Consider the following 22,412-nt stretch of genomic DNA (forward strand, 5'->3'; position numbering starts at 1 on the left):
ACAACAGATGAACTTTCGCCCGCTTTCGCGCGCCTTGCATGCCGCCGTGCTCGGCATCGTGGCCGTAGTCACCCCCTTCGCCGGCGCGCTGGCGCAGCCCGCCTATCCGGCCAAGCCGATCCGCCTGATCGTGCCGTTCCCGCCCGGCGGCGGCACGGACATGATTGCGCGCACCGTGGCGCAGAAGATGGCCGAGCAGAACAAGTGGAGCGTGGTGGTGGACAACCGCCCCGGCGCGGGCGGCAACCTGGGCGTGGACGCCGCGGCCAAGGCCGCGCCCGACGGCTACACCCTGGTCATGGGCCAGACCAGCAATCTCGCCATCAACCCCAGGCTCTACGCCAAACTGCCCTACGACCCGATCAAGAGCCTGGCGCCCGTGGCCCTGGTGTCCTCGGCGCCCATCGTCATGGCCGCTCCCGCCAACACGCCCTACAAGACCTTTGCCGAGCTGGTGACGGCGGCCAAGGCCAGGCCCGACGGCATCACCCTGGGCTATTCGGGTAACGGCACCGTGGCTCATCTGGCGGGCGAGCAGGCCCAGAAGATTTCGGGCATGAGCCTGCGCCATGTGCCCTACAAGGGAGCAGGCCAGGCCATGACGGACCTGGTGGGCGGACAGATCGACCTGTACATGTCCGCCATTCCCACGCTGCTGGGCCAGGTGCGCAACGGCAAGCTGCGACCCATTGTCGTGACCTCGCTGGCGCGCTCCAGCCAGCTGCCCGACACGCCCACGCTGGCCGAGCTCGGCTACAAGGACTTCGAGGCCAGCTCCTGGTACGGCGTGCTGGCGCCCGCGGGCACGCCCGAGGCCATCGTGCAGCAGCTCAACAAGGCCATCAACCTGGCCCTGAAGCAGCCCGATGTGGCCGAGAAACTGCGCTCCGAGGGCGGCGATGTGTTGGGCGGCACGCCCCAGGCCTTTGCCCAGCTGCTGCGCACCGAGGTGCCGCGCTGGGGCCGCATCGTCAAGGACTCGGGCGCCAGCCTGGACTGAGTCCGATCACGCCACCGCGTCATCGCGCCAACAAGCCACCCACCCAGCCCACCTGGCGCGCCATGCCTGGCGCATATGTCTGGCATGTGCCCTTGTGGGCAGGACGCCGTGCGCCCTGCCACTCCTGCTCCTTCTTTACTTTCACCCCTGCAACCGGACCGAACCGCGGACCTAACCATCATGAGCCAACTTTCAGAAATCATCCGTGACATCGAGCGCGTCAGCGCCGAGGTCGTCCAGAAGGCATCGAGCTTCCAGGCCGCCATCCTGGCCGACGTGGCAGGCCGCCGCGGCACCATGAACGCACGCGTGGCGCCCGTGCATCAGGATATGAAGCTCGCCGGTCCGGCCTTCACCGTCGAGGTGCGCCCCGGAGACAACCTGATGATCCACGCCGCCATCGCCCTGGCCAAGCCCGGCGATATCCTGGTCATCGACGGCAAGGGAGACCAGACTGCGGCCCTGATGGGTACGCTGATGCTCAGCGCCTGCAAGAAGACAGGCCTTGGCGGCGTGATCGTGGATGGCGCGATCCGCGACAAGCTCGAGCTGCTGGAGCTTGGCTTTCCGGTGTTCAGCGCCGGCTTCAATCCTGCAGGTCCGACCAAGTTCGTGCCCGGTCGCATCAACCACCCCATCTCCTGCGGCGGTGCGACGGTGAACCCGGGCGACCTGGTGGTGGGCGACGCCGACGGCGTGGTCGTGATCGAGCGCGCCAAGGCGCCCGCCATGTTGGCGCTGGCCGACAGGAAAGTGGTCGACGAGGCCGCGCGCATCGAGGCCATCGCCCGCGGCGACACGGCCTCGAGGTGGCTGCCCGCTGCGCTGCGCGCGGCCGGCGTGCTCAAGGAAGGAGAGACGCTGTGAGCACCATCATCGTCACGGGCGCTGACCTGGCGCAGCAGGCACTGGATTTGCTGCAAGGCCACGACATAGTCTACGCGGGCAAGACGCCCACCGAGCAAGACCTGGTGGCCCTGTGCCGCCGGCATGATCCCGTCGCCATCATCGTGCGCTACGGCAAGGTGGGGGCTGCGGTCATGGACGCCGGACCTTCGCTCAAGGTGATTTCCAAGCACGGCAGCGGCACGGACACCATAGACAAGGCCGAGGCCGCGCAGCGCGGCATCGAGGTCGTGGCTGCGGTTGGCGCCAACGCGGCGGCCGTGGCCGAACAGGCTCTGGCCCTGCTGCTGGCCTGCGCCAAGTCGGTGGTGCAACTGGACTCGCGCATGCACTCCGGCCATTGGGACAAGGCCACGCACAAAAGCCTGGAGCTGGCCGGGCGCACCGTGGGCCTGGTCGGCCTGGGCGCCATAGGCCTGCGCTTTGCGAAGATGGCCGATGCACTGGGCATGCGCGTGATCGGCTTTGATCCCTTTGCGGGCCAGCTGCCCAGCTACGTGCAGGCCGTGGACCTGGATACGCTGTGGCGCGAAAGCGATGCGATCTCGCTGCACTGCCCGCTGACCGACGACAACCGCAATCTGCTCAACGCCACAACCCTGGCGTGCTGTAGGCGCGGCGTGATTGTGGTCAACACCGCGCGCGGCGGTCTCATCGACGAGGCCGCGCTGCTGGCCGCCGTGCAGCAAGGCCAGGTCAGCGCCGCGGGCCTGGACAGCTTTGCCGTTGAGCCCATGGCGGCTGGCCACCCGTTCCTGCACCAGCCGGGTTTCATCCTCAGCCCGCACATCGGCGGCGTGACCTCGGATGCCTATGTGAACATGGGAGTGGGAGCGGCGCGCAACGTGCTGGCGGTGCTGGAGCGCGCGAGCGTCTCCTGAGCCGGCGCCTGCCTTGCAAGGCCGATGAGACTGGTTGCGGGCTTTGCTGCGGGCGGGTGAGGCATCGATGCGGTGCGCTCTTTCCCGCCCTAGCGCGCGGTGGCGTCCAGTTCTGCGGTGCAGGTCGTGGGGCGGGCCGCCGGTGAAAACCTTGGCCGACTGCATGGCGCGGGAGCGCAGGAGCGCAGGCAGCCCGGCCTCCTTGCGGTCGATATCTGTGGCGCGTCGAGGGGCGACGGCCGACTCAGGCTGCGGCCTGCTTGGCCGCGCCGCGATAGCGCTCCAGCCAGTGGGCATAGGGTGCGGGCAAGGTCCAGTCGGGGCGGTCCACGCCCAGGCTTTGCGCCAGCTGATAGGTGTAATGCGGGTTGGCCAGATGGGCGCGGCCGATCATCACCAGGTCCACCTGGCCGTCTGCCACGATGCGCTCGGCAATCTGTGGATCATCCATGCCCCAACCTGAGGCAACGGGCAGGCCGGCGCTGCGGCTCACGCGCTGGGCAATGGGAGCGAGGAAGGCGGGCGTTCCCCAGGGAATCTTCACATCGGGAATCACGAAGTTGACGCTGACATTGAGCAGGTCCAGGCCGCGCTCGCGCATCTGGCGCGTGACGGCGATGGATTCCTCCAGGGTTTCTTCGTCGCGGCCGTCGTACTCGATGACGCCGAAACGCGCTGTCAGCGGCAGATGCTCGGGCCAGACCTCGCGCACCTTGGCCACGGTCTCCAGCAGAAAGCGGGCGCGGTTGCTGAAGCTGCCGCCATAGGCGTCGTCGCGCTGGTTGCTGTGGGGCGAGAAAAAGCTCTGCGCCAGATAGCCGTGGGCAAAGTGCAGCTCCAGCCATTCGAAACCGGCCGCAAGGGCGCGGCGGGCTGCCGCGACAAAGTCGTCCTGCACGCGGGCGATGTCCGCAAGCGTCATAGCGCGGGGAACACGGGGCAGACCGCCGCCAAAGGCGATGGCCGATGGCGCAATCGGCTGCCAGCCTCGGGCATCGCCTTCGGCAATATGGTCGTCGCCTTCCCAGGGATTGTTGGCGCTGGCCTTGCGTCCGGCATGGCCGATCTGGATGCCGGGCACAGCGCCTGCGGCCTTGATGCCGGCGGCAATGCGCGACATGCCTTCGATCTGGCCGTCGTTCCAAAGACCGGTGCAGTCGGGCGAGATGCGGCCCTCGGGCGACACGCCCGTGGCTTCGACAATCACCAGCCCCGCGCCGCCGCGCGCCATGGAGGCGTAGTGGACCTGGTGCCAGTCATTGGTGAGACCGTCCACGGCGCTGTACTGGCACATCGGCGGAATGGCGATGCGATTGCGCAGGGTCAGGCTTTTGAGGGTGAAAGGGGTAAAGAGTGCAGACATGCGAAGTAGCGGTGGTGCGAATGGAGTGAGCCAGCAGTCCTGTGGCAATGCAGGATGCAAAAGGTTTGATAGCGACTAGCGCTTTTCATTGCTTGTTTTCAGAATGAAATCAATCTGAAACCCAATGAATGAAGTTGCTGACAGCTATCAAAAAATCAAGGAAAGCGGGTTCGGAAAGCGGCGGATACAGGTCCTGGGCAATGATCTCGCCGGAGGCGAAGTTTTCGGTGTTGCCCGGCATGTAGTCGGCGGGCCAGTGAATGCGGTGCATGCAGGGCTTCTGTCGAAGGGAGTGGGGAAATGATGGGGTCTGTGATGAAATAAATCCAATCGATATTTCTGATTTGTGAAATCATGCCGACTGATATCAAGAGTCTGGACCTGAATCTGCTCAAGGCCCTGGATGCGCTGCTGGACGAGCGCAGCGTGACGCGCGCGGCCGAGCGTCTGGCGCTGACCCAGCCGGCGGTCAGCGGCATGCTGACGCGGCTGCGCGAGAGCTTCGACGATCCCTTGTTAGTGCGCACGCAGCGCGGCATCGCCCCCACGCTGCGCGCGCTGGCACTGGCAGGGCCGCTCAAGGAATTGCTGTGCAATGCCGAAGCGCTGCTGCGTCCCCAGGCCTTTGATCCGGCCACAGCACATATGACGCTGCGCATTGCCGCCACGGATTACGCGCTGCAGGCGGTGGTGCTGCCGTTTCTGGCCGTGTTGCGCCAACGCGCGCCCGGTCTGTGTGTGGCCGTGGTACCGGCACAGCATCTGCCGCTGCACGAGCGACTGGAGCGCGGCGATATCGATCTGGCGCTGGTTACGCCGGAGCGCACGGCCCCCGATCTGCATGCGCGCCGGCTGTTCGATGAACGCTATGTCTGCGTGATGCGCCAGGGCCATCCCGATGCGCGCCGGCGTGGCCTGTCACTGGAGCGTTTCTGCGCTCTGGACCATGCGCTGGTGTCCTATGACGGAGGCGGTTTTCATGGTGTGACGGACGAGGCGCTGGAGCGATTGGGGCGGCGCCGGCGCGTGGCGCTGTCCGTGACCAGCTTTCTGGTGCTGCCCGAAATCCTGCGCAGCAGCGATCTGATTGCCGTCGTGCCGCGGCGTCTGGTCAAGCCCGACTCGGGGCTGGTAGTGCTGGATCCGCCGCTGGAGATTCCGGGCTTCACCAAGACGGCTGCCTGGCATGCGCGCACCCATCGCTCTGCGGGGCACCAGTGGGCGCGAGAGCTGTTGTTCGAGTTGGCGCAGGCCGGCGGGATGGACGTGGAATGAGCGCGGCCCGCAGAAACCGTGGCGGTTTCTGCGGGCCGAGGTGAGGGCAGATTCCTGCCGGGGCCCGGCATGGCGCCGGGCCATTCACATCATCAGTGGCCGGATGCGCCTGCCGCACCCAGACCGGTTTCCGAACGCACTTGCTGCGCAGGGAACACGGCGCGCTCCTTGGCAGCCTGAGCGCTCTTGTCGAGCACGGAGAACAGCCACACGCCGAAGAAGCCGATCGCCATGGAGAACAGTGCAGGCGAGGCGTAGGGGAACCATGCCGAGCCGGCCGGGTTGCCCAAGGTGCCTTCCCATACCGAGGGCGACACAATGGTCAGGCCCACGGAGGAGACCAGGCCCATGAAGCCGCCGATGACGGCGCCCTTGGTGGTGCAGTTCTTCCACAGCACGGACAGCAGCAGCGGCGGGAAGTTGGCCGAAGCCGCCACGGCAAAGGCCAGCGAGACCATGAAGGCGATGTTCTGCTTCTCGAACACGATGCCCAGCAGCACGGCCACAAAGCCCAGGCACAGCGTGGTGATGCGCGAGACCTTGAGTTCGGAGGCGCTGTCGGCCTTGCCCTTCTTGATGACGGTGGCGTAGAGGTCGTGCGAGACGGCCGAGGCGCCGGACAGGGTCAGACCTGCGACCACGGCGAGAATCGTGGCAAAGGCCACGGCCGAGATGAAGCCGTAGAACACATCGCCGCCCACGGTCTTGGCCACCAGCACGGCCGCCATATTGGCCGTGCCTGCGCCGCCGTGGATCACGCCCTTGGCCGTGTCCGCCATTTCGGGGTTGGTGAGCACCAGGGTGATGGCGCCGAAGCCGATGATGAAGATCAGCACATAGAAGTAGCCGATCCAGGTCGTGGCCCAGAACACGCTCTTGCGTGCTTCCTTGGCGTCAGGCACGGTGAAGAAGCGCATCAGGATGTGGGGCAGGCCCAAGGTGCCGAACATCAGCGCCATGCCGAAGCTGATGGCGGAGATCGGGTCCTTGATGAAGCCGCCCGGACCCATGATGGCCAGGCCGAGCTTTTCCGCCACGGATGGCTCTGCGCCGCCATTTGCGGCGATCTGGGTGCGAACCTTCACACCTTCGGCAAACAGTGCCTCGGGGCTGAAGCCGTACTTGGCCAGCACCATGAAGCCCATGAAGGTCACGCCGGCCAGCAGCAGGCAGGCCTTAATGATCTGCACCCAGGTGGTGGCCGTCATGCCGCCGAACAGCACATAGATCATCATCAGGCCGCCGACCAGCACCACGGCAATCCAGTAGTCCAGACCGAACAGCAGCTTGATCAGCTGGCCTGCGCCCACCATCTGGGCAATCAGATAGAAGGCCACCACGACCAGCGTGCCGCAGGAGGCAAAAATCCGGAAGGGCTTTTGCTCGAAACGGTAGCCGGCCACGTCGGCAAAAGTGAAGCGGCCCAGATTGCGCAGGCGTTCCGCCAGCAGAAAAGTCAGAATCGGCCAGCCGACCAGAAAGCCGATGGAGTAGATCAGGCCGTCATAGCCGCTGGCCATGACGGAGGCCGAGATGCCCAGGAAGGAGGCGGCGGACATATAGTCGCCCGCAATCGCCAGACCGTTCTGAAAGCCGGTGATGCCGCCGCCTGCAGTATAGAAATCGGAAGCCGACTTGGTGCGGCCCGCCGCCCATTTGGTGATCCACAGGGTTGCCACCACAAAGGCGGTGAACATGATGATGGCCGTCCAGTTGGTGGCCTGCTTGGCGGCGTTGCCGACGTCGCCGCCAGCGGCCAGCACGGGAGCTGTCGCGACCAGCGCCGCAGCGCCCGCCAGCCATTGGGAAGAGATGCGCTGCTTCATTGCTTGATGCCTTTGAGAATGTCGCGGGTGAGCTGATCAAACTCGTTGTTGGCGCGGCGCACATAGAGGCCGGTAATGATCACGGAAAAAATGATGACGCCCATGCCGATGGGAATGCCCAGCGTGGTCACTCCAGCGCCTATGGGCCGAGCCAGGAATTCCTTGTCGAATGCGATCAGCGCGACATAGCCGTAGTACACGATCAGCATCAGGACGGTCAGCGCCAGGCCGAGGCGATTGCGCTTGCGGCGCAGCTGCTGGTAGGCGGGGTTGCTTTGGATGGTCTCTATCACCGGGTCTCGCACAGCGTTGTCTCCTTTGAAGTTTTCCAGCCTGCCATCAGGTGCTCGGTGGCTTGCTTGCGATGCATTCTGAGAAGCCCGTCTGACCGTCTCCTTACTTACGATATCGGTGTTTGCCCCTGGTTTTTCACATCAAAAAAAAACCAATCCGGGTAAGTGCGGAGAGGGTCGGGTAATGCCCAGTCTTGAATTTTTGAGAAGCATTTTTTTGTAAGTTAGCGGTCAGTTGTCGCTTTGATATTGGGCAAACAGGTGAGTTGGCAGCGCCTGAAATTCCAAAACCTAGGAGACAAACATGGCCATCAATGCGACAGCACATATGGGAGGTAAATCGGCCCCAAGGCCGATGAGCCCGGAAGAGCGCAAAGTCATCTTTGCGTCTTCCCTCGGAACCGTTTTCGAGTGGTACGACTTCTATCTGTACGGATCTCTGGCAGCCATCATCGCCAAGCAGTTCTTCAGCGGTCTGGATGCAGGATCGGCATTCATCTTCGCGTTGCTGGCCTTTGCGGCAGGCTTCATCGTGCGCCCCTTCGGCGCGCTGGTGTTCGGCCGTCTGGGCGACATGATCGGGCGCAAGTACACCTTCCTGGTGACGATTCTGATCATGGGCCTGTCCACCTTCATCGTCGGCATCTTGCCCAACTACGCCAGCATTGGCGTGGCCGCTCCCGTCATCCTGATCGCGCTGCGCATGCTGCAAGGTCTGGCCCTGGGCGGTGAGTACGGCGGCGCTGCCACCTATGTGGCAGAACATGCGCCGCATGGCAAGCGCGGTGCTTACACCTCGTGGATTCAGACCACGGCAACGCTGGGCCTGTTCCTGTCGCTGCTGGTGATTCTGGGTGTGCGTACCTCGATGGGCGAAGAGAAGTTTGCCGACTGGGGCTGGCGTATTCCCTTCCTGGTTTCCATTTTGCTGCTGGCCATCTCGGTCTGGATTCGCATGACGCTGTCCGAGTCTCCAGCCTTCCAGAAGATGAAGGCCGAGGGCAAGGTGTCCAAGGCGCCTCTGACTGAGTCGTTCGGTCAGTGGAAGAACCTCAAGATCGTGATTCTGGCGCTGGTCGGCCTGACTGCCGGCCAGGCTGTGGTCTGGTATACCGGCCAGTTCTATGCGTTGTTCTTTTTGACGCAGCAGCTCAAGGTCGATGCCGTGACGGCCAATCTGATGATTGCCGCCGCACTGCTGATCGGCACGCCTTTCTTTGTGATCTTCGGCACGCTGTCCGACAAGATCGGTCGCAAGCCCATCATCATGCTGGGCTGCATTCTGGCCGTGTTGACCTACTTCCCGGTCTTCAAGGCGCTGACCGAAGCCGCCAACCCAGACCTGGCTGCGGCTCAAGCCAAGAACAAGGTGGTCATCGTGGCCGATCCTGCGGAGTGCTCCTTCCAGTTCAACCCCACAGGCACGACCAAGTTCACCAGTTCCTGCGACGTGGCCAAGCAGGTGCTGGCTGCGGGTTCCGTGAGTTATGAAACCGAAGAGGCTGCTGCAGGCACGCAGGCCATGATCCGTATCGGTGCGACCGAGATTCCTTCGTTCTCGCTCAAGGGCCTGAGCCCTGAAGACGCCAAGGCCAAGGACGGTGCGTTCAAGAAGACTGTGGCTGAAGAACTGGCCAAGGATGGCTATCCCACCAAGGCCGACCCCGCCAAGATGAACAAGGTCATGATGGTCGTGATCCTGACCTATCTGGTGCTGCTGGTGACCATGGTCTACGGCCCCATCGCGGCCATGCTGGTGGAGCTGTTCCCGACACGCATCCGCTACACCTCGATGAGCTTGCCCTATCACATCGGCAACGGCTGGTTTGGCGGTCTGCTGCCCACCATGTCCTTCGCCATCGTGGCGCAGACCGGCAATATGTACAACGGTCTCTGGTACCCCATCATCATCGCTGGTGTGACGGCCGTGATCGGTACGCTGTTCGTGCCCGAAACCAAGGATCGCGACATCTACGCCGAAGACTGATGCCGGGCGCTGATGCTGCAATTTATGCAGCATCGCATCAAAGATCTGCAAGGCTTGTGCTTTGCAGGTCTTTTTTGTTTGCTTCGGCACTAATGGGTTACAGCAGTGTGGCAACAAAGCATCATTGCGTTACTTTTTTGCGATGGAAATCATGCTTTTGAGAGGGGGCAACCTAGAATCACACCTAGCCGCGAGAGGGCCAACAACCTACAAGCCAATGCGGTGCAAAAAACACTATCCCAGAACATAGGAGCATTGAATGACCAAGATGACTCGCATCGCACTGGCCGCACTGGCTGTGATGGGCGCAACCACCGCAATGGCACAGAGCAGCGTGACGCTGTATGGCCGTATCAACACCACAGTCGAACGCCAGAAGGTGGGTGATGAGTCGGTGTCCGGCCTGTACAACAATGCTTCCCGCTGGGGCATTCGCGGTACCGAGGATCTGGGTGGCGGCCTGAAGGCAGGCTTCACCCTGGAGTCCGGCTTCAACTCCGACACCGGTACCGGTTCCGCCTGGACCCACCCCACCACCGGCATGTCCTTTGCACGTCAGAGCGAAGTGAACCTGTCCGGCGGTTTCGGCATGATCCGTCTGGGTAACTTCGTTCCCGAGTCCTACTACGCAACTGCTGACTACATCAGCATGCACAACCACAACACCGGTTCTTCTTCCGATGCGCTGTACTACGATCCCGTCTGGTTCGGCGGTCTGAGCACCAAGAACAAGATCGGCTATCGCACTCCCAGCATGGGCGGCCTGACGGTGGATGCCTCCGTGTCCATGCACGAGAAGGACCCCACGGTCGGTCCCCGCAAGAACGGCTACGATCTGGCCGCCAACTACGCCACCGGTCCTCTGCACCTGGGTGCCGGTTTCAGCAAGGTGGGCGATAACTGGCAAGCCGCACTGCGCGGTCTGTACACATTTGGTCAGTTCACGGTTGGCGCCTACTACCAGCGCAATGACCAAGACCTGATCGGCACACGCAACAACTTCCGCCTGTCCGGTATGTACACCATGGGCGCTTCCGAGTTCCACGTGAACGTTGGTCACGCCAACAAGTGGAGCAAGGTTGCCGACTCCGCAGCTACCCAGTGGACTCTGGGCTACAACTACAACCTGAGCAAGCGCTCCAAGGTTTACGGTTACTACACCCGTGTGAACAACGACAGCGGTGCTGCATATAACGCACCAGCTGGCAAGGACTTCAGCTCCATCGCCGTGGGTATCCGCCACAACTTCTAATTTGTGCACCGCGTAAGCGGTGTCTCCAGCAGCTGCAGCTGATAATGCAGACCATTACTCCAAGTTCATACCCCATGTCGCAAGGCATGGGGTTTTTTCTTATGTGCAGCCTGTCTGGCAGTAAGCCACGCGCAAACTCGCTCAGGCTCAATGGTCGTGCTGACTGGCGTGGCACGAGCGGCTGCACCAGCTGCTTATTCATAACACTCTGGAGACTGATATGTGGAAGCTGGCGATTGGTTTTGTGGTGTTTGCTGCCGTGGCGCTGTTTGTCATCATGAAGGCGGGCGACAAGGTGGATATGAGTGGAGAAAAGCATGGTGCGGATGCGATTCATGCACCGGCAGAATCCAAATGAGGGCAGCAGCTCTCGATCAAAGTCCCGCCAGCCGGGGCTTTTTTGTGGAGGCCCTGGCTGCACGTTGAAACGGTAATGCACATGCGCACCCCAGGCTCTTGTCAGGACTGCCTAGAATGTTTGGCCTCCATAGAAAAGACCGCAGAACATGACGCAGGGCCTGATCCGTATCCGTGGTGCTCGCCAGCACAATCTTCGCAATCTGGACATCGATATCCGTACCGGTGAGCTGACCGTGGTCACCGGCCCCAGCGGCTCGGGCAAGTCCAGTCTGGTGTTCGACACCTTGTACGCCGAAGGTCAGCGCCGCTATGTCGAGACCTTCTCCGCCTATGCGCGCCAGTTCCTCGATCGCATGGACAAGCCGGCCGTGGACAAGGTCGAGGGTGTGCCTCCCGCGATTGCCATCGATCAGACCAACCCGGTGCGCAACTCGCGCTCCACCGTGGGCACGATGACGGAGATCAACGATCACCTCAAGCTGCTGTTTGCGCGCGCGGCCCAGTTGTTCGACAGCAGGACGGCCCTGCCGGTGCGCCACGATACGGCGGACAGCATCTATGCCGAACTGGCCCAGCGCTGCGAGGCCGCGGGCGATCCGCGCATTGCCATCACCTTCCCGGTGGAGCTGCCGGCCAATACCTCGGCCGAAGAGGTGGAGCAATGGCTGTCTGCCAGCGGCTTCACCAAGGTGCAGGCCGAGCGCGAAGTGGAGCGCGCTCACCCAGCAGCTGATGAGGTCGCCAAGGGCAAGAAAAAGGCCAAGCCAGCCCCCGAGAAGATCAAGGTGCTGGATGTGATTGCCGACCGCTTTCGCCTCGGCAAGGCCGAGCGGTCCCGCGCCATGGAGGCGATCGAGGTGGGCCTCAAGCGCGGCAGCGGCAGGCTCACGGTCTATGTGTTGCCTGAAAGCGGTGTTGAGTCGGCCGAGCCCGAGCTGTGGAAGTTCTCGCTGGGTCTGCATTGCCCCGAGAGCAATCTGACCTATCAGGAGCCGATTCCCTCGCTGTTTTCCTTCAACTCCGCGGTGGGCGCCTGCGATGCCTGCCGTGGTTTCGGCCGAGTCATAGGGGTGGACTGGGGACTGGTGATTCCCAATGAAAAGCTCACCTTGCGCACCGGTGTCATCAAGCCGATCCAGACGCCGGCCTGGAAGGAGATTCAGGACGATTTGATGCGCCATTCCGAGGCCGAGGGCATTCCACGCGATACGGCCTGGTCCAAGCTGACCCAGGCGCAGAAGGACTGGGTGATCGAAGGCTCGCCCAATTGGAACGGCAAGTGGAGCCAGACCTGGTATGGCATTCGCCGCTTTTTCGAGTATCTCGAAAGCAAGGCCTACAAGATGCATATCCGGGTGCTGCTGTCCAAGTACCGCAGCTATACCGAATGCCCGACATGCGGAGGTGCGCGTCTCAAGACCGAAAGCCTGCTCTGGCGCATAGGCGGCAAGCAGGCTGCGGATGCCGTGCTGCCGCCCGGCGACGAGAGCGGCAGATACCAGCGCTTCATGCCGCAGGCGGTGGGCTGGAGCCGCGAGCAGCTGGAAAGCCTGCCTGGCCTGTGTCTGCATGACCTGATGCGCCTGCCGATCACGCGCCTGCGTGACTTCTTTGCGCAGCTGGCGCCAGACAACAACGCCGTTAAAAATGATGGTGAAGCCCAGGCCTTGAAGATGCTGCATGCAGAAGTCATGACGCGGCTGCAGTATCTGTGCGATGTGGGCATAGGCTATCTCACGCTGGACCGTCAGAGCCGCACGCTGAGCGGTGGCGAGGTGCAGCGCATCAATCTGACCACCGCTTTGGGCACTTCGCTGGTCAATACCTTGTTCGTGCTCGACGAGCCATCGATAGGTCTGCACCCGCGCGATATGGAACGCATCACCGAGGCCATGCAGCGCCTGCGCGATGCGGGCAATACGCTGGTTGTGGTGGAGCATGACCCGGCCGTGATGTTTGCCGCCGACCGCATGATAGACATGGGGCCGGGCCCCGGTGCACGCGGCGGCCAGATCGTGTTCGACGGCACGCCCGAGGATCTGCGCCAGGCCGATACCCTCACCGGCGCCTATCTGGGCGGGCGCAAGCAGGTGGGCTTCGGTCTCAAGCGCATGGTGACCGAGAGCACGCCGCGCCTGATTCTCGAAGGCGCGCGCGAGCACAATCTGCGCGATATCAGCGTGGACTTTCCGCTGCAGCGCCTGGTCACCATCACCGGCGTTTCGGGCTCGGGCAAATCCACGCTGATCCAGGATGTGCTGGTGCCAGCGCTGATGCGCCATTTCGGCAAGCCCACCGATGCGGCGGGCGCGTTCGAGCGCCTGCTGGGCGCGGACCATCTGGCCGATGTGATGTTCGTGGACCAGTCGCCCATCGGCAAGACGGCGCGCTCCAACCCGGTCAGCTATGTGGGCGCCTGGGATGCGATCCGCGAGCTGTTCGCCGTGGCGCCGCTGTCGCGCCAGCGCGGCTACACGGCTGCCAAGTTCAGCTTCAACAGCGGCGACGGCCGCTGCCCGACCTGCGGCGGCTCGGGCTTCGAGCATGTGGAGATGCAGTTCCTCTCGGATGTCTATCTGCGCTGCCCCGATTGCAACGGCACGCGTTATCGCCCCGAGATTCTGGAGGTGAAAATCGAGCGCAACGGCCAGCCGCTGAATGTGGCCGATGTGCTGGAGCTCACGGTGGCCGAAGCCGCGCTGCTGTTTGCGCAGGACCGCGATGTGATCCGCGCGCTGCAGCCTATCGTCGATGTGGGCCTGGAATACGTGAAGCTCGGCCAGCCGGTGCCCACGCTGTCGGGCGGCGAGGCGCAGCGCTTGAAACTGGCAGGCTTCCTGGCCGAGGCGGCCAAGGCGCAGTCCAAATCCAAGCAGTCGCTGGCCAGGAAAGGCACGCTGTTCCTGTTCGACGAGCCCACGACCGGCCTGCATTTCGAAGATATTGCCAAGCTCATGCGCGCATTGCGCAAGCTGCTTGAAGCGGGCCACTCGCTGATCGTCATCGAGCACAACCTGGACGTGATTCGCGCCAGTGACTGGCTCATCGATCTGGGCCCCGAAGGCGGCGATGGCGGCGGTCTGATAGTGGCCCAGGGCACGCCTGAAGATGTGCGCCATGTGCAAGAGTCGCACACGGCCCAGGCCTTGCGTGAATACGACCTGGCCATGGGCGTGGGCGGCGAGGCGGTGCGCGAAGTCGCGCCCATGCTCTACAAACCAGAGCGCAAAGCCAAGGCCGCACAAGCGCTGCAGGCCAAGAATTCGATTGAAATCGTCAACGCCAAGGAGCACAACCTCAAGTCGCTGACGGTCGATGTGCCGCGCGGCAAGTTCAATGTGGTGACCGGTGTCTCGGGTTCCGGAAAATCCACGCTGGCTTTCGACATTCTGTTCAACGAAGGCCAGCGTCGCTATCTCGAATCGCTCAATGCCTATGCGCGCTCCATCGTGCAGCCTGCGGGCCGTCCCGAGGTCGATGCGGTCTACGGCATTCCGCCCACGGTGGCCATCGAGCAGCGCCTGTCGCGCGGCGGGCGCAAGTCCACGGTGGGCACGACCACCGAGGTCTGGCACTTTCTGCGTCTGCTCTATGTGAAGCTGGGCGTGCAGCACTGCATACACGACGATGCCATCGTGCAGCCGCAGACCGAGGAAAGCATTGCCGCGCAGCTGATGACGAACTTCCGTGGCCAGACCATAGGCCTCTTGAGTCCGCTGGTCGTCAACCGCAAGGGCGTCTATACCGAGCTGGCCGACTGGGCCAGACCCAAGGGCTACACGCATCTGCGCGTGGACGGCGAGTTTCTGCCGACCACGGGCTTTCCGCGCATAGACCGTTTCAAGGAGCACACCATCGAGCTGCCCGTGGCCAGCGTGACGGTGACAGCGGCCAACGAGAAGGAGTTGCGCGGCCATCTGCGCCAGGCGCTGGAGATCGGCAAGGGCGTGCTGCATGTACTCTCGGGCATCGAGAATCTGGCCGACGCCATGCAGGGCGGCCGGAGCACGGCCGGCATCGGTGCGCTGCAGGTGTTCTCCACCCAGCGCGCCTGCCCGGTCTGCGCCACCAGCTATGCCGAGCTGGACCCGCGTCTGTTCTCCTACAACAGCAAGCATGGCTGGTGTCCCGATTGCGTGGGCACGGGCGTGAAGCTGACCAAGGACCAGCGCAAGGTCTATGACGACACCTTGCTGGCCGACGACAACCGGGGCCGTGAGGTGAAGTTCGAAGGCCAGGAAGTGGAAGACCTGGCTGAAGTCGTTTGTCCCAAATGCCATGGCACACGTCTGAACCCTGTGGCGCGAGCCGTGAAGTTTCACGACGAGGCGATTACCGATATTGCCCAACTGTCGGTCAGCGATGTGCGCCACTGGATACAGAGCCTGGAGCTCACGGGCCGCGAAGCCGATATTGCGCGCGATCTGATTCCCGAGATCCAGAGTCGTCTCGAATTCCTTGAAGAAGTCGGTCTCAACTATCTGACGCTGGATCGCGGCGCACCCACGCTGAGCGGGGGCGAAGCCCAGCGCATCCGTCTGGCCGCGCAGCTGGGCAGCAATCTGCAAGGCGTCTGCTATGTGCTGGATGAGCCCACCATCGGCCTGCATGCGCGCGACAACCAGATTCTGCTCAATGCCCTGCACAAGCTAGGCGACAAGGGCAACACGCTGGTGGTGGTGGAGCACGACGAAGACACGATTCGCCGCGCCGACCACGTGATCGACATCGGCCCCAGCGCCGGCATTCGCGGCGGCCGTCTGGTGGCCGAGGGCACGGTGGATGACATCATGGCGGCCAAGGACTCGGTCACGGGGCGCTATCTGCTGCACGCCATGCGCCACCCTTTCAAGCCGCGTCTGTGGGTGGGCGAGGGTGAGCCTCCGGTGCAGCCAGATGCTATTAATACAGAAGCTGCTGACGCTGGTGATAAGGCGGTTTCAGATACGAAACCATCCAAAGCCAAGAAAAAGAAAGCGGTAGCTGCTACTGAAAATGTGGTGCAGCAAGACAGCGACGCACTGCACTGGCTCACGGTGCTGGGCGCGAATCTGCACAATCTGCAGAGCGTGGAGGCCCGGGTTCCGCTCAAGCGGCTGGTAGCCGTGACTGGGGTGTCCGGCTCGGGCAAGTCCACGCTGGCGCGCGATGTGCTGCTGAGCAATGTGGCGGCCTGGGTGCAGCAGCGCTCGACCAAGGCCGGCCGCGATGCCATGGATGACGGCAAGTCGCCGGCGCTCGTGGGCTGCAAGGGACTCAAGGGTTTCGAGACGATTGATCGCGTGCTCGAAGTCGACCAGACGCCGATCGGCAAGACACCGCGCTCCTGCCCTGCGACCTATATCGGCTTCTGGGACACGATTCGCAAGCTGTTTGCCGAGACCCTGGAAGCCAAGGCCCGGGGTTATGCGGCGGGCCGCTTCTCGTTCAACACCGGCGAAGGCCGTTGCCCGGCCTGCGAAGGCCAGGGCGTGCGCACCATCGAGATGAGCTTTCTGCCCGATGTGAAAGTGCCTTGTGAGGTCTGCCATGGTGCGCGCTTCAACCCCGAAACCCTGGCCGTGAGCTGGCGCGGCAAGAGCATTGGCGATGTGCTGAAGATGGAGGTCGACGAGGCCGTGGAGTTCTTCGCCTCCATGCCCTCGATTGCCCATCCGCTGCAGTTGCTGAAAGACGTGGGCCTGGGCTATCTCACCCTGGGTCAGCCATCGCCCACGCTGTCGGGCGGCGAGGCCCAGCGCATCAAGCTGGTGACCGAGCTGACCAAGGTGCGCGATGATATCGGCCGCCGCGGGCAGAAGGCTCCGCACACGCTGTACGTGCTGGACGAGCCCACCGTGGGCCTGCACATGGCCGATGTGGACAAGCTCATCCATGTGCTGCACCGCCTTGTCGACGGCGGCCACAGCGTGGTGGTCATCGAGCATGACCTCGACGTGATTGCCGAGGCGGACTGGATCATCGATCTGGGCCCCGAAGGCGGCAAGGACGGCGGGCGCATCGTGGCCACGGGAACTCCCGAGGAGCTGGTGAAGATCGGCACCCATACCGGCAAGGCGCTGGCGCCGGTCCTGGCGCGGTAAGAGGCGGCGCGCACCATGTCCTTCTCGCGTAGCAACTTTCCTGCACCGGCTGAGCTGGCGGCCTCGCGTGTCGCGTGGATGGCGCAGATCGCGCGCCCACCGCTGCCGCCGGCGGTGCAGACCTGGATGACCTGGGCGCTTGGCTGCAGGGATGCGATGCCGTGGTTGCAGCTTCCTGCATGGCGTGAAGGCGCAGGCAACTGGCTCGCGATGCAGCGTGCCACCGATGCGGAAGGGCTGTGGTCTCAGACTGGTGAGTACCGCTTCGGCCTGGACCTCAAGGCCAGCACGACCGGTGATCTGCGCTGGATCGATGGTGCGATGGCGGATGGCTGGAGCCCGCACTGGCTGGTGCTGACCCATGGCCTGGATGGCGACCCGCTGATCGGTGACATGAGTCGGCCCGAAGTGCCTGTGCTGTGGAAGTGGCATGACGAGCCGCACCGCGCTGCCAGGCCATTGTTCGCCTCGCTCGAGGAGTTGATGGCGCATGTGCAGGCCAAGGCAGCCAAAGCGCCACTGGTGCCGCGTGAAACGCGCTCTTCCACCATCTTCTACACCGTGCGCCTGCTGGAGCTGGGGCCCGATCCGGCCAGGGTCATGCTGGCGCTCAGGAAAATCTTCACGACGCTGTCTGTGCAGGAGCTGCTGAAACTCAAGACCAGGCTGCCGCTGACGCTGCTCGACGATAGCGTCAGCGCCTTGCAAAAGGACCGCCTGGTGCAGCATTTCGGGGCGCTGGGCGCGCGCGTGGAAGTGAGCGAACGTCGCTTGTAGCGCGTCCTTCCACAACACACCTCACCATCATCACGCATCACCAGTGCCATTTCTGCCAAGGCAGGTGCATGGTGTTCATGGGGCCGCGGCACCGATTATTTGATCGAAAAAAGGCCCGCGTGATGCACGCAGGCCTTGTGGTCCAGCACAGTCCGCTTTACTGGAAGCCCAGCGTATGCGGCAGCCAGGTGGACAGTGCCGGAATGAAGGTCAGCAGGCACAGCACGACGAAGTGGGCCAGCAGGAACAGCGGCATCTCGCGCGTCAGCTCGGTGATGAACACGCGCGTGGTTACGGGAACCTCCGAGGCGCTGGTCAGCATCGGCACCCACACCGGCAAGGCACTGGCGCCTGTGCTGGGCAGAGGCTGATGCCGTGGCCCAGGGTCGGGTATTGCCCCGTCTCGGATCGACGTTCAAGCGCTTCTGTACGTGCTTGCCGGGCGAGTGTCGGGCTGGCTTTCAGCCTGCGCTTGCGGGCTGCGGCCTATGGACATGGCGCACAAGGCGGAGACCAGGCCGGCAAACAGGACGTATAGGCAGATCAGCCAGGGCGAGCCGTCACCTGCCTTGATCAGGCTGGTCGCGATGATGGGAGTGATGCCCGCCGCAAAGATGCCCGAGAACTGATAGACGAAGGAGATGCCGGTGTAGCGAACCTTGGCGTCGAAAAGGTCGCAGAAAAGCGCTGCTTCCGGACCATAGACCGATGCATAAAGCACGCCAAACGGAATGACGATGGCAGCCCAGATCAGCATCGCATTGCCGTTGCTATTCGTCATCAGCCAGAAGGCTGGAAAAGCCGAGATGGCAGTAATGAGTGAGCCCCACATATAGGTGCGGGCTCGCCCCAGTCTGTCCGACATACGGCCAAAGAACGGGATGGTCACGCACATCACCACGGCCGCCAGCATTACGCCCATCAGCGCATCGGTGCGCGATATCTTCACAGTGTTGGTCAGGTAGCTGATGGAAAACACGCCGAAGACGTTGAAGAACACGCCGTCGATATAGCGGGCTCCCATGCCCTTGAGCACGTTGCCGGGATAGCGGCGCATCATGTCAAAAAAGGGAATCGCCGTTTCTGCGTTGCGCTCCTTGATGGCAGCAAATTCCGGCGTCTCCTTGACGTGCAGGCGGATGTACATGCCTACCAGTACCATCAGTCCCGATATCAGGAAGGCGATGCGCCAGCCCCAGGTCATGAACTGCTCGTCGGTACACAGCCAGGACAGCAGTGCCACGACGCCCGATGCCATGAACAAGCCTATGGCCAGCCCGATCTGAGGCAGTGATGCGTAGAAGCCTTGCTGGTTCTTGGGTGCATATTCATAGGCCATCAACACGGCTCCGCCCCATTCTCCGCCTAGCCCTATGCCTTGCGCGATACGCAGCAGCAACAGCAAAACGGGTGCGGCGATGCCGATTTGCGCGTAGGTCGGAGTCAGTCCGATGAGAAAGGTAGAAACGCCCATGATCATGAGCGTGATGACCAGCATGCTCTTGCGACCCACCTTGTCGCCGAAGTGGCCGAAGATGATGCCGCCAAGAGGGCGCGTGACAAAGCCGACCGCGAATGTGGTGTAGGCCAGCAAGGTGGAGATGAGCGGGTCTTCTCCGGGAAAGTAGAGTTTGCTGAAAACGATGCCGGCGACAACGCCGTAAAGAAAGAAGTCATACCACTCGATGGTGGCGCCGATGAGAGCAGAGGTGACTACCTTACGAACGACCTTGGGATCACTGTCTTTTGCCATGATGTCTCCTGGTGTCTTGTCGCGGTTTCTTGGAATAAAAGCAGTCATGCGACTTGGAACTGCTTTGCGTCTTCCTTGATCAGGTCTGCGGCCTTCTCGGCCATCATCACGACGGGGGCGTTGGTGTTGCCGGAGACCAGAGTGGGCATGACCGAGCAATCGACCACACGCAGACCCTGAATTCCGTGCACGCGCAGGCGGGCATCTACGACGGACATGGGGTTCTGGGCCGGGCCCATGCTGCAGGTGCCGCTGGGGTGGAAGATGGTGGCCCCGTTGTTACGGCAGAACTCCAGCAGCTCTTCATCGCTTTGCTGAGCCGGGCCAGGCTTGATTTCCTGCTTTACATAAGGCGCCATGGCCGAGGTCTGCGCAATCTCTCTGGCCGCGCGCACGGCAGCGACATTGGTGCGGCGATCGAGTTCGGTGCTCAGGTAGTTGGGCTGCATCGATGGCGGCTCAAACGGATCTTGTGAGCGTATGCGCACATGGCCGCGCGACTCGGGGCGCAACTGGCATACCGACATGGTGAAGCCCGAATAGGGATGCACCTTGCCACCCGCCATGTCTGCCGAAAGCGTGGAGACGTGAAATTGAATATCTGGCGTGCTCGCCACGGGCCGGCCATCCACATGCTTGAGTGCACGCATGAAACAGCCGCCTTGATTGATGCCCACGGCCAGCGGGCCAGATCGGTACAGCAGCCACTCCAACCCCAGCTTTGTTGTACCTATCCAGGAATTCAGCTGATCGTTGGTGGTAATGGGTTTGCTGCATTCAAAGCTTAGACGAATCTGCAAATGGTCCTGCAGGTTCTCGCCGACGCCCGGTAAGTCCAGCACCACGGGGATCCCTTTGCTTTGCAGCAGCGCACGTGGCCCCAGGCCTGAAAGCTGCATGAGCTGGGGGGACTGTATGGCTCCCGCACTCAGAATGACCTCGGCATTGGCCATGGCTTTGCGTGTCTTCCCGCGCTGAAAGAAGTTCACGCCTATGGCCCGTTTGCCTCGCATGATCAAGCTGGTTGCCATGGCATCGGTTTCGATGTGCAGATTGGGGCGGTTGCGAGCCGGCCCCAGATAGCCTTTGGCGGTGCTGCAGCGCAGGCCTTTGTGGGTGGTGAGTTGGTAGTAGCCGGCACCTTCCTGCAGACGGCCGTTGAAGTCATCGGTGCGGGGCACGCCAATCTGCTGAGCTCCGCCGATGAAGGCTTCGATCAGCTCATGTTTTGCGCCGATGTCGGAGACTCTGAGAGGGCCTGTGCCGCCATGCGAGGGAAACTCGCCGCGTGCATTGCCTTCGGACTTGATGAAGTAGGGCAGCACATCCTCATAAGACCAGCCCGGGTTGCCCAGCGCGGCCCAGTGATCGTAGTCCTGTGCCTGGCCTCGCACGTAGATCAGGCCGTTGATGGAACTGCTTCCACCCAAGGTCTTGCCTCTGGGCCAATAGATTCTTCGTCCGTTCATATTGGGGTCAGGGTCTGTCTCGAAACGCCAGTTGTATTGAGGGCTCCACATGGTCTTGCCATAACCGATGGGCAAGTGGATCCAGACAGAGCGATCAGGAGGCCCTGCCTCCAGCAGCAGGACCTTGTTGCCGGGGTCTTCGGAAAGTCGTGCGGCGAGAACGCATCCCGCAGAGCCGGCGCCGACGATGACGTAGTCATAACTTGCGATCGCTTCTGACACGAAAATCTCCTTTTGTTCTGTTTGGAGGAACTATTTGTTCCTTTTGATGGAACTCTAAATGCGTGATTGCCCGCTGCAATCAGCGCTTTCCCTTGCTGGTGTAAATACCGGGACGCATGGGCTTTCAACTGGCGTATCAGCGAGCTGTGCCATCATTCCTGTCATGCCCGTAGCAATTCCACAAAGTGCTTCCGATGCCGCACAACCCTCCCAGGAAGATCCCAGCTCAATGTCGGACCGTGCGCTCGCGGTGCTCGATTACGTGACCCAAAGCAGCGAACCTCCGGGGCTGATGGAAATTGCCAATGCGCTGCACTTTCCCAAGGCCACGGCTTCGCGTTTGTGCTCGGGGCTGGAGTCGCGCCAGTGGCTGACGCGGCACGAGGGAGACCGCAGTTTTGCACCGGGTCCACGCTTGCTCAGTCTCGCGGTGAAAGCCTTGCAATGCGATCCGCGCCAGGCTTTGCGCCATGAGGTTTTGTCCCAGCTGGTGCAGACCTTGGGTGAGACCTGCAACCTCACGGTTCTTGATGGAACCCGTGTACGTTATCTGGACCGTGTGGAGACGCACTGGCCCTTGCGCATGCAGCTGGAGGTCGGCTCCCTCGTACCCTTGCATGCGACGGCTAGTGGCAAGCTTTTCCTCGCGCATATGGCTGATCAGCGTCGTCAGGCCGTGCTGGAAAACCTGCTGCTGACGCCTTGTACGTCACGCACCTTGCAATCAGCCGAGGCATTGGCCCAACAGGTCCAGCAGATTCAAGCGCTTGGCTATGCCTGCGACCGTGAAGAGTTCATGCTGGGAATGATTGCCGTGGCCGTACCGATCAAGGACGACAAAGGGCTGTGCCGTGCTGCGCTGGCGGTGCATGCGCCGCAGGCACGCATGTCTCTGGAACAGGCGCTGATGGGTTTGCCGCATTTGCAGGCTGCTGCACAGCGCATGGGCAAGCTCTTGTTCTAGC

Annotated in this window: 16 protein-coding genes and 1 pseudogene; 10 read left to right on the top strand and 7 right to left on the bottom strand. The window is 62.5% G+C overall.

Translation table 11 applies throughout. The features are described 5' to 3' along the window. Positions 1 to 7 precede the first annotated feature (7 nt). From FSY45_RS11145 to FSY45_RS11155, 3 genes are all read left to right on the top strand, one after another. The gene (locus tag FSY45_RS11145; RefSeq protein WP_046460965.1) at positions 8 to 1,000 is read left to right on the top strand and encodes a tripartite tricarboxylate transporter substrate binding protein; all 993 of its coding nucleotides are present in this window, start codon (positions 8 to 10) and stop codon (positions 998 to 1,000) included. A gap of 180 nt (positions 1,001 to 1,180) precedes the next feature. Further along, positions 1,181 to 1,867, top strand: coding sequence for a diguanylate cyclase (locus FSY45_RS11150; RefSeq protein ID WP_046460966.1), 687 nt, complete (start codon positions 1,181 to 1,183; stop codon positions 1,865 to 1,867). Beyond that, on the top strand, positions 1,864 to 2,787 hold the full coding sequence (locus tag FSY45_RS11155; protein ID WP_046460967.1) for an NAD(P)-dependent oxidoreductase: 924 nt from the start codon (positions 1,864 to 1,866) through the stop codon (positions 2,785 to 2,787). The genes FSY45_RS11150 and FSY45_RS11155 overlap by 4 nt, the downstream gene beginning before the upstream one ends. A gap of 244 nt (positions 2,788 to 3,031) precedes the next feature. On the opposite strand, the gene FSY45_RS11160 is transcribed toward FSY45_RS11155, so the two are convergent. Continuing rightward, positions 3,032 to 4,150: an NADH:flavin oxidoreductase/NADH oxidase gene (locus tag FSY45_RS11160; RefSeq protein ID WP_046460968.1), complete on the bottom strand. Its 1,119-nt coding sequence runs from the start codon at positions 4,148 to 4,150 to the stop codon at positions 3,032 to 3,034. A 109-nt stretch (positions 4,151 to 4,259) separates the two neighbouring features. Then, positions 4,260 to 4,421, bottom strand: a complete 162-nt coding sequence (locus tag FSY45_RS27820) for a hypothetical protein (protein WP_003061681.1) — start codon at positions 4,419 to 4,421, stop codon at positions 4,260 to 4,262. An 83-nt stretch (positions 4,422 to 4,504) separates the two neighbouring features. Here FSY45_RS27820 and FSY45_RS11165 point away from each other — a divergent pair, with 83 nt between their 5' ends. Further along, on the top strand, positions 4,505 to 5,425 hold the full coding sequence (locus tag FSY45_RS11165) for a LysR family transcriptional regulator (protein WP_046460969.1): 921 nt from the start codon (positions 4,505 to 4,507) through the stop codon (positions 5,423 to 5,425). A gap of 92 nt (positions 5,426 to 5,517) precedes the next feature. Here the strand turns inward: FSY45_RS11165 and FSY45_RS11170 are convergent, their stop codons facing one another. Beyond that, positions 5,518 to 7,251 (bottom strand): cation acetate symporter, encoded by a 1,734-nt coding sequence (locus FSY45_RS11170; protein ID WP_003061684.1) that lies wholly within the window; start codon positions 7,249 to 7,251, stop codon positions 5,518 to 5,520. After that, positions 7,248 to 7,556 (bottom strand): DUF485 domain-containing protein, encoded by a 309-nt coding sequence (locus tag FSY45_RS11175; RefSeq protein WP_003061686.1) that lies wholly within the window; start codon positions 7,554 to 7,556, stop codon positions 7,248 to 7,250. Before FSY45_RS11175 ends, FSY45_RS11170 begins: the two co-directional genes overlap by 4 nt. Positions 7,557 to 7,848: 292 nt before the next feature. Between FSY45_RS11175 and FSY45_RS11180 the strand changes: the two genes are divergently transcribed. From FSY45_RS11180 to FSY45_RS11195, 5 genes are all read left to right on the top strand, one after another. Beyond that, entirely contained in the window at positions 7,849 to 9,531 is a 1,683-nt protein-coding gene (locus FSY45_RS11180) for an MFS transporter (RefSeq protein ID WP_046460970.1), read from the top strand. A gap of 259 nt (positions 9,532 to 9,790) precedes the next feature. Next, positions 9,791 to 10,783: a porin gene (locus FSY45_RS11185; protein WP_046460971.1), complete on the top strand. Its 993-nt coding sequence runs from the start codon at positions 9,791 to 9,793 to the stop codon at positions 10,781 to 10,783. Between the two features lie 220 nt (positions 10,784 to 11,003). After that, complete coding sequence (locus FSY45_RS27825) at positions 11,004 to 11,141, top strand: hypothetical protein (RefSeq protein WP_003059044.1); 138 nt, start codon at positions 11,004 to 11,006, stop codon at positions 11,139 to 11,141. A 148-nt stretch (positions 11,142 to 11,289) separates the two neighbouring features. Further along, positions 11,290 to 17,226, top strand: a complete 5,937-nt coding sequence (gene uvrA, locus FSY45_RS11190; protein ID WP_046460972.1) for an excinuclease ABC subunit UvrA — start codon at positions 11,290 to 11,292, stop codon at positions 17,224 to 17,226. A gap of 15 nt (positions 17,227 to 17,241) precedes the next feature. Continuing rightward, the gene (locus tag FSY45_RS11195) at positions 17,242 to 18,003 is read left to right on the top strand and encodes a hypothetical protein (protein WP_046460973.1); all 762 of its coding nucleotides are present in this window, start codon (positions 17,242 to 17,244) and stop codon (positions 18,001 to 18,003) included. A 157-nt stretch (positions 18,004 to 18,160) separates the two neighbouring features. Here FSY45_RS11195 and FSY45_RS11200 read toward each other — a convergent pair. The 3 genes and pseudogenes from FSY45_RS11200 to FSY45_RS11210 all read right to left on the bottom strand — a co-directional run. Continuing rightward, a pseudogene (locus tag FSY45_RS11200) lies at positions 18,161 to 18,298 on the bottom strand (TRAP transporter large permease); the annotation flags it as partial. 120 nt (positions 18,299 to 18,418) lie between these two features. Further along, positions 18,419 to 19,756 (bottom strand): MFS transporter, encoded by a 1,338-nt coding sequence (locus tag FSY45_RS11205; RefSeq protein WP_046460974.1) that lies wholly within the window; start codon positions 19,754 to 19,756, stop codon positions 18,419 to 18,421. Positions 19,757 to 19,800: 44 nt separating this feature from the next. Then, positions 19,801 to 21,447: a GMC family oxidoreductase gene (locus tag FSY45_RS11210; RefSeq protein WP_046460975.1), complete on the bottom strand. Its 1,647-nt coding sequence runs from the start codon at positions 21,445 to 21,447 to the stop codon at positions 19,801 to 19,803. Positions 21,448 to 21,676: 229 nt separating this feature from the next. On the opposite strand from FSY45_RS11210, the gene FSY45_RS11215 reads away from it, so the two are divergent. Beyond that, the gene (locus FSY45_RS11215; protein WP_255443305.1) at positions 21,677 to 22,411 is read left to right on the top strand and encodes an IclR family transcriptional regulator; all 735 of its coding nucleotides are present in this window, start codon (positions 21,677 to 21,679) and stop codon (positions 22,409 to 22,411) included. Position 22,412 lies beyond the last annotated feature (1 nt).

The organism is Comamonas sp. Z1, from assembly GCF_008121555.1.
In the GTDB taxonomy this organism is placed as follows: Bacteria; Pseudomonadota; Gammaproteobacteria; order Burkholderiales; family Burkholderiaceae_C; genus Comamonas; species Comamonas thiooxydans.

What these genes read in the sequence shown, in the direction of transcription:
- FSY45_RS11180 (WP_046460970.1), top strand. Translation starts at nt 7,849, where the DNA reads ATGGCCATCAATGCGACAGCACATATGGGAGGTAAATCGGCCCCAAGG.
- FSY45_RS27825 (WP_003059044.1), top strand. Translation starts at nt 11,004, where the DNA reads ATGTGGAAGCTGGCGATTGGTTTTGTGGTGTTTGCTGCCGTGGCGCTG.
- FSY45_RS11215 (WP_255443305.1), top strand. Translation starts at nt 21,677, where the DNA reads ATGTCGGACCGTGCGCTCGCGGTGCTCGATTACGTGACCCAAAGCAGC.
- FSY45_RS11195 (WP_046460973.1), top strand. Translation starts at nt 17,242, where the DNA reads ATGTCCTTCTCGCGTAGCAACTTTCCTGCACCGGCTGAGCTGGCGGCC.
- FSY45_RS11145 (WP_046460965.1), top strand. Translation starts at nt 8, where the DNA reads ATGAACTTTCGCCCGCTTTCGCGCGCCTTGCATGCCGCCGTGCTCGGC.
- FSY45_RS11150 (WP_046460966.1), top strand. Translation starts at nt 1,181, where the DNA reads ATGAGCCAACTTTCAGAAATCATCCGTGACATCGAGCGCGTCAGCGCC.
- FSY45_RS11185 (WP_046460971.1), top strand. Translation starts at nt 9,791, where the DNA reads ATGACCAAGATGACTCGCATCGCACTGGCCGCACTGGCTGTGATGGGC.
- FSY45_RS11160 (WP_046460968.1), bottom strand. Translation starts at nt 4,150, where the DNA reads ATGTCTGCACTCTTTACCCCTTTCACCCTCAAAAGCCTGACCCTGCGC.
- uvrA (WP_046460972.1), top strand. Translation starts at nt 11,290, where the DNA reads ATGACGCAGGGCCTGATCCGTATCCGTGGTGCTCGCCAGCACAATCTT.
- FSY45_RS11165 (WP_046460969.1), top strand. Translation starts at nt 4,505, where the DNA reads ATGCCGACTGATATCAAGAGTCTGGACCTGAATCTGCTCAAGGCCCTG.
- FSY45_RS11205 (WP_046460974.1), bottom strand. Translation starts at nt 19,756, where the DNA reads ATGGCAAAAGACAGTGATCCCAAGGTCGTTCGTAAGGTAGTCACCTCT.
- FSY45_RS27820 (WP_003061681.1), bottom strand. Translation starts at nt 4,421, where the DNA reads ATGCACCGCATTCACTGGCCCGCCGACTACATGCCGGGCAACACCGAA.
- FSY45_RS11170 (WP_003061684.1), bottom strand. Translation starts at nt 7,251, where the DNA reads ATGAAGCAGCGCATCTCTTCCCAATGGCTGGCGGGCGCTGCGGCGCTG.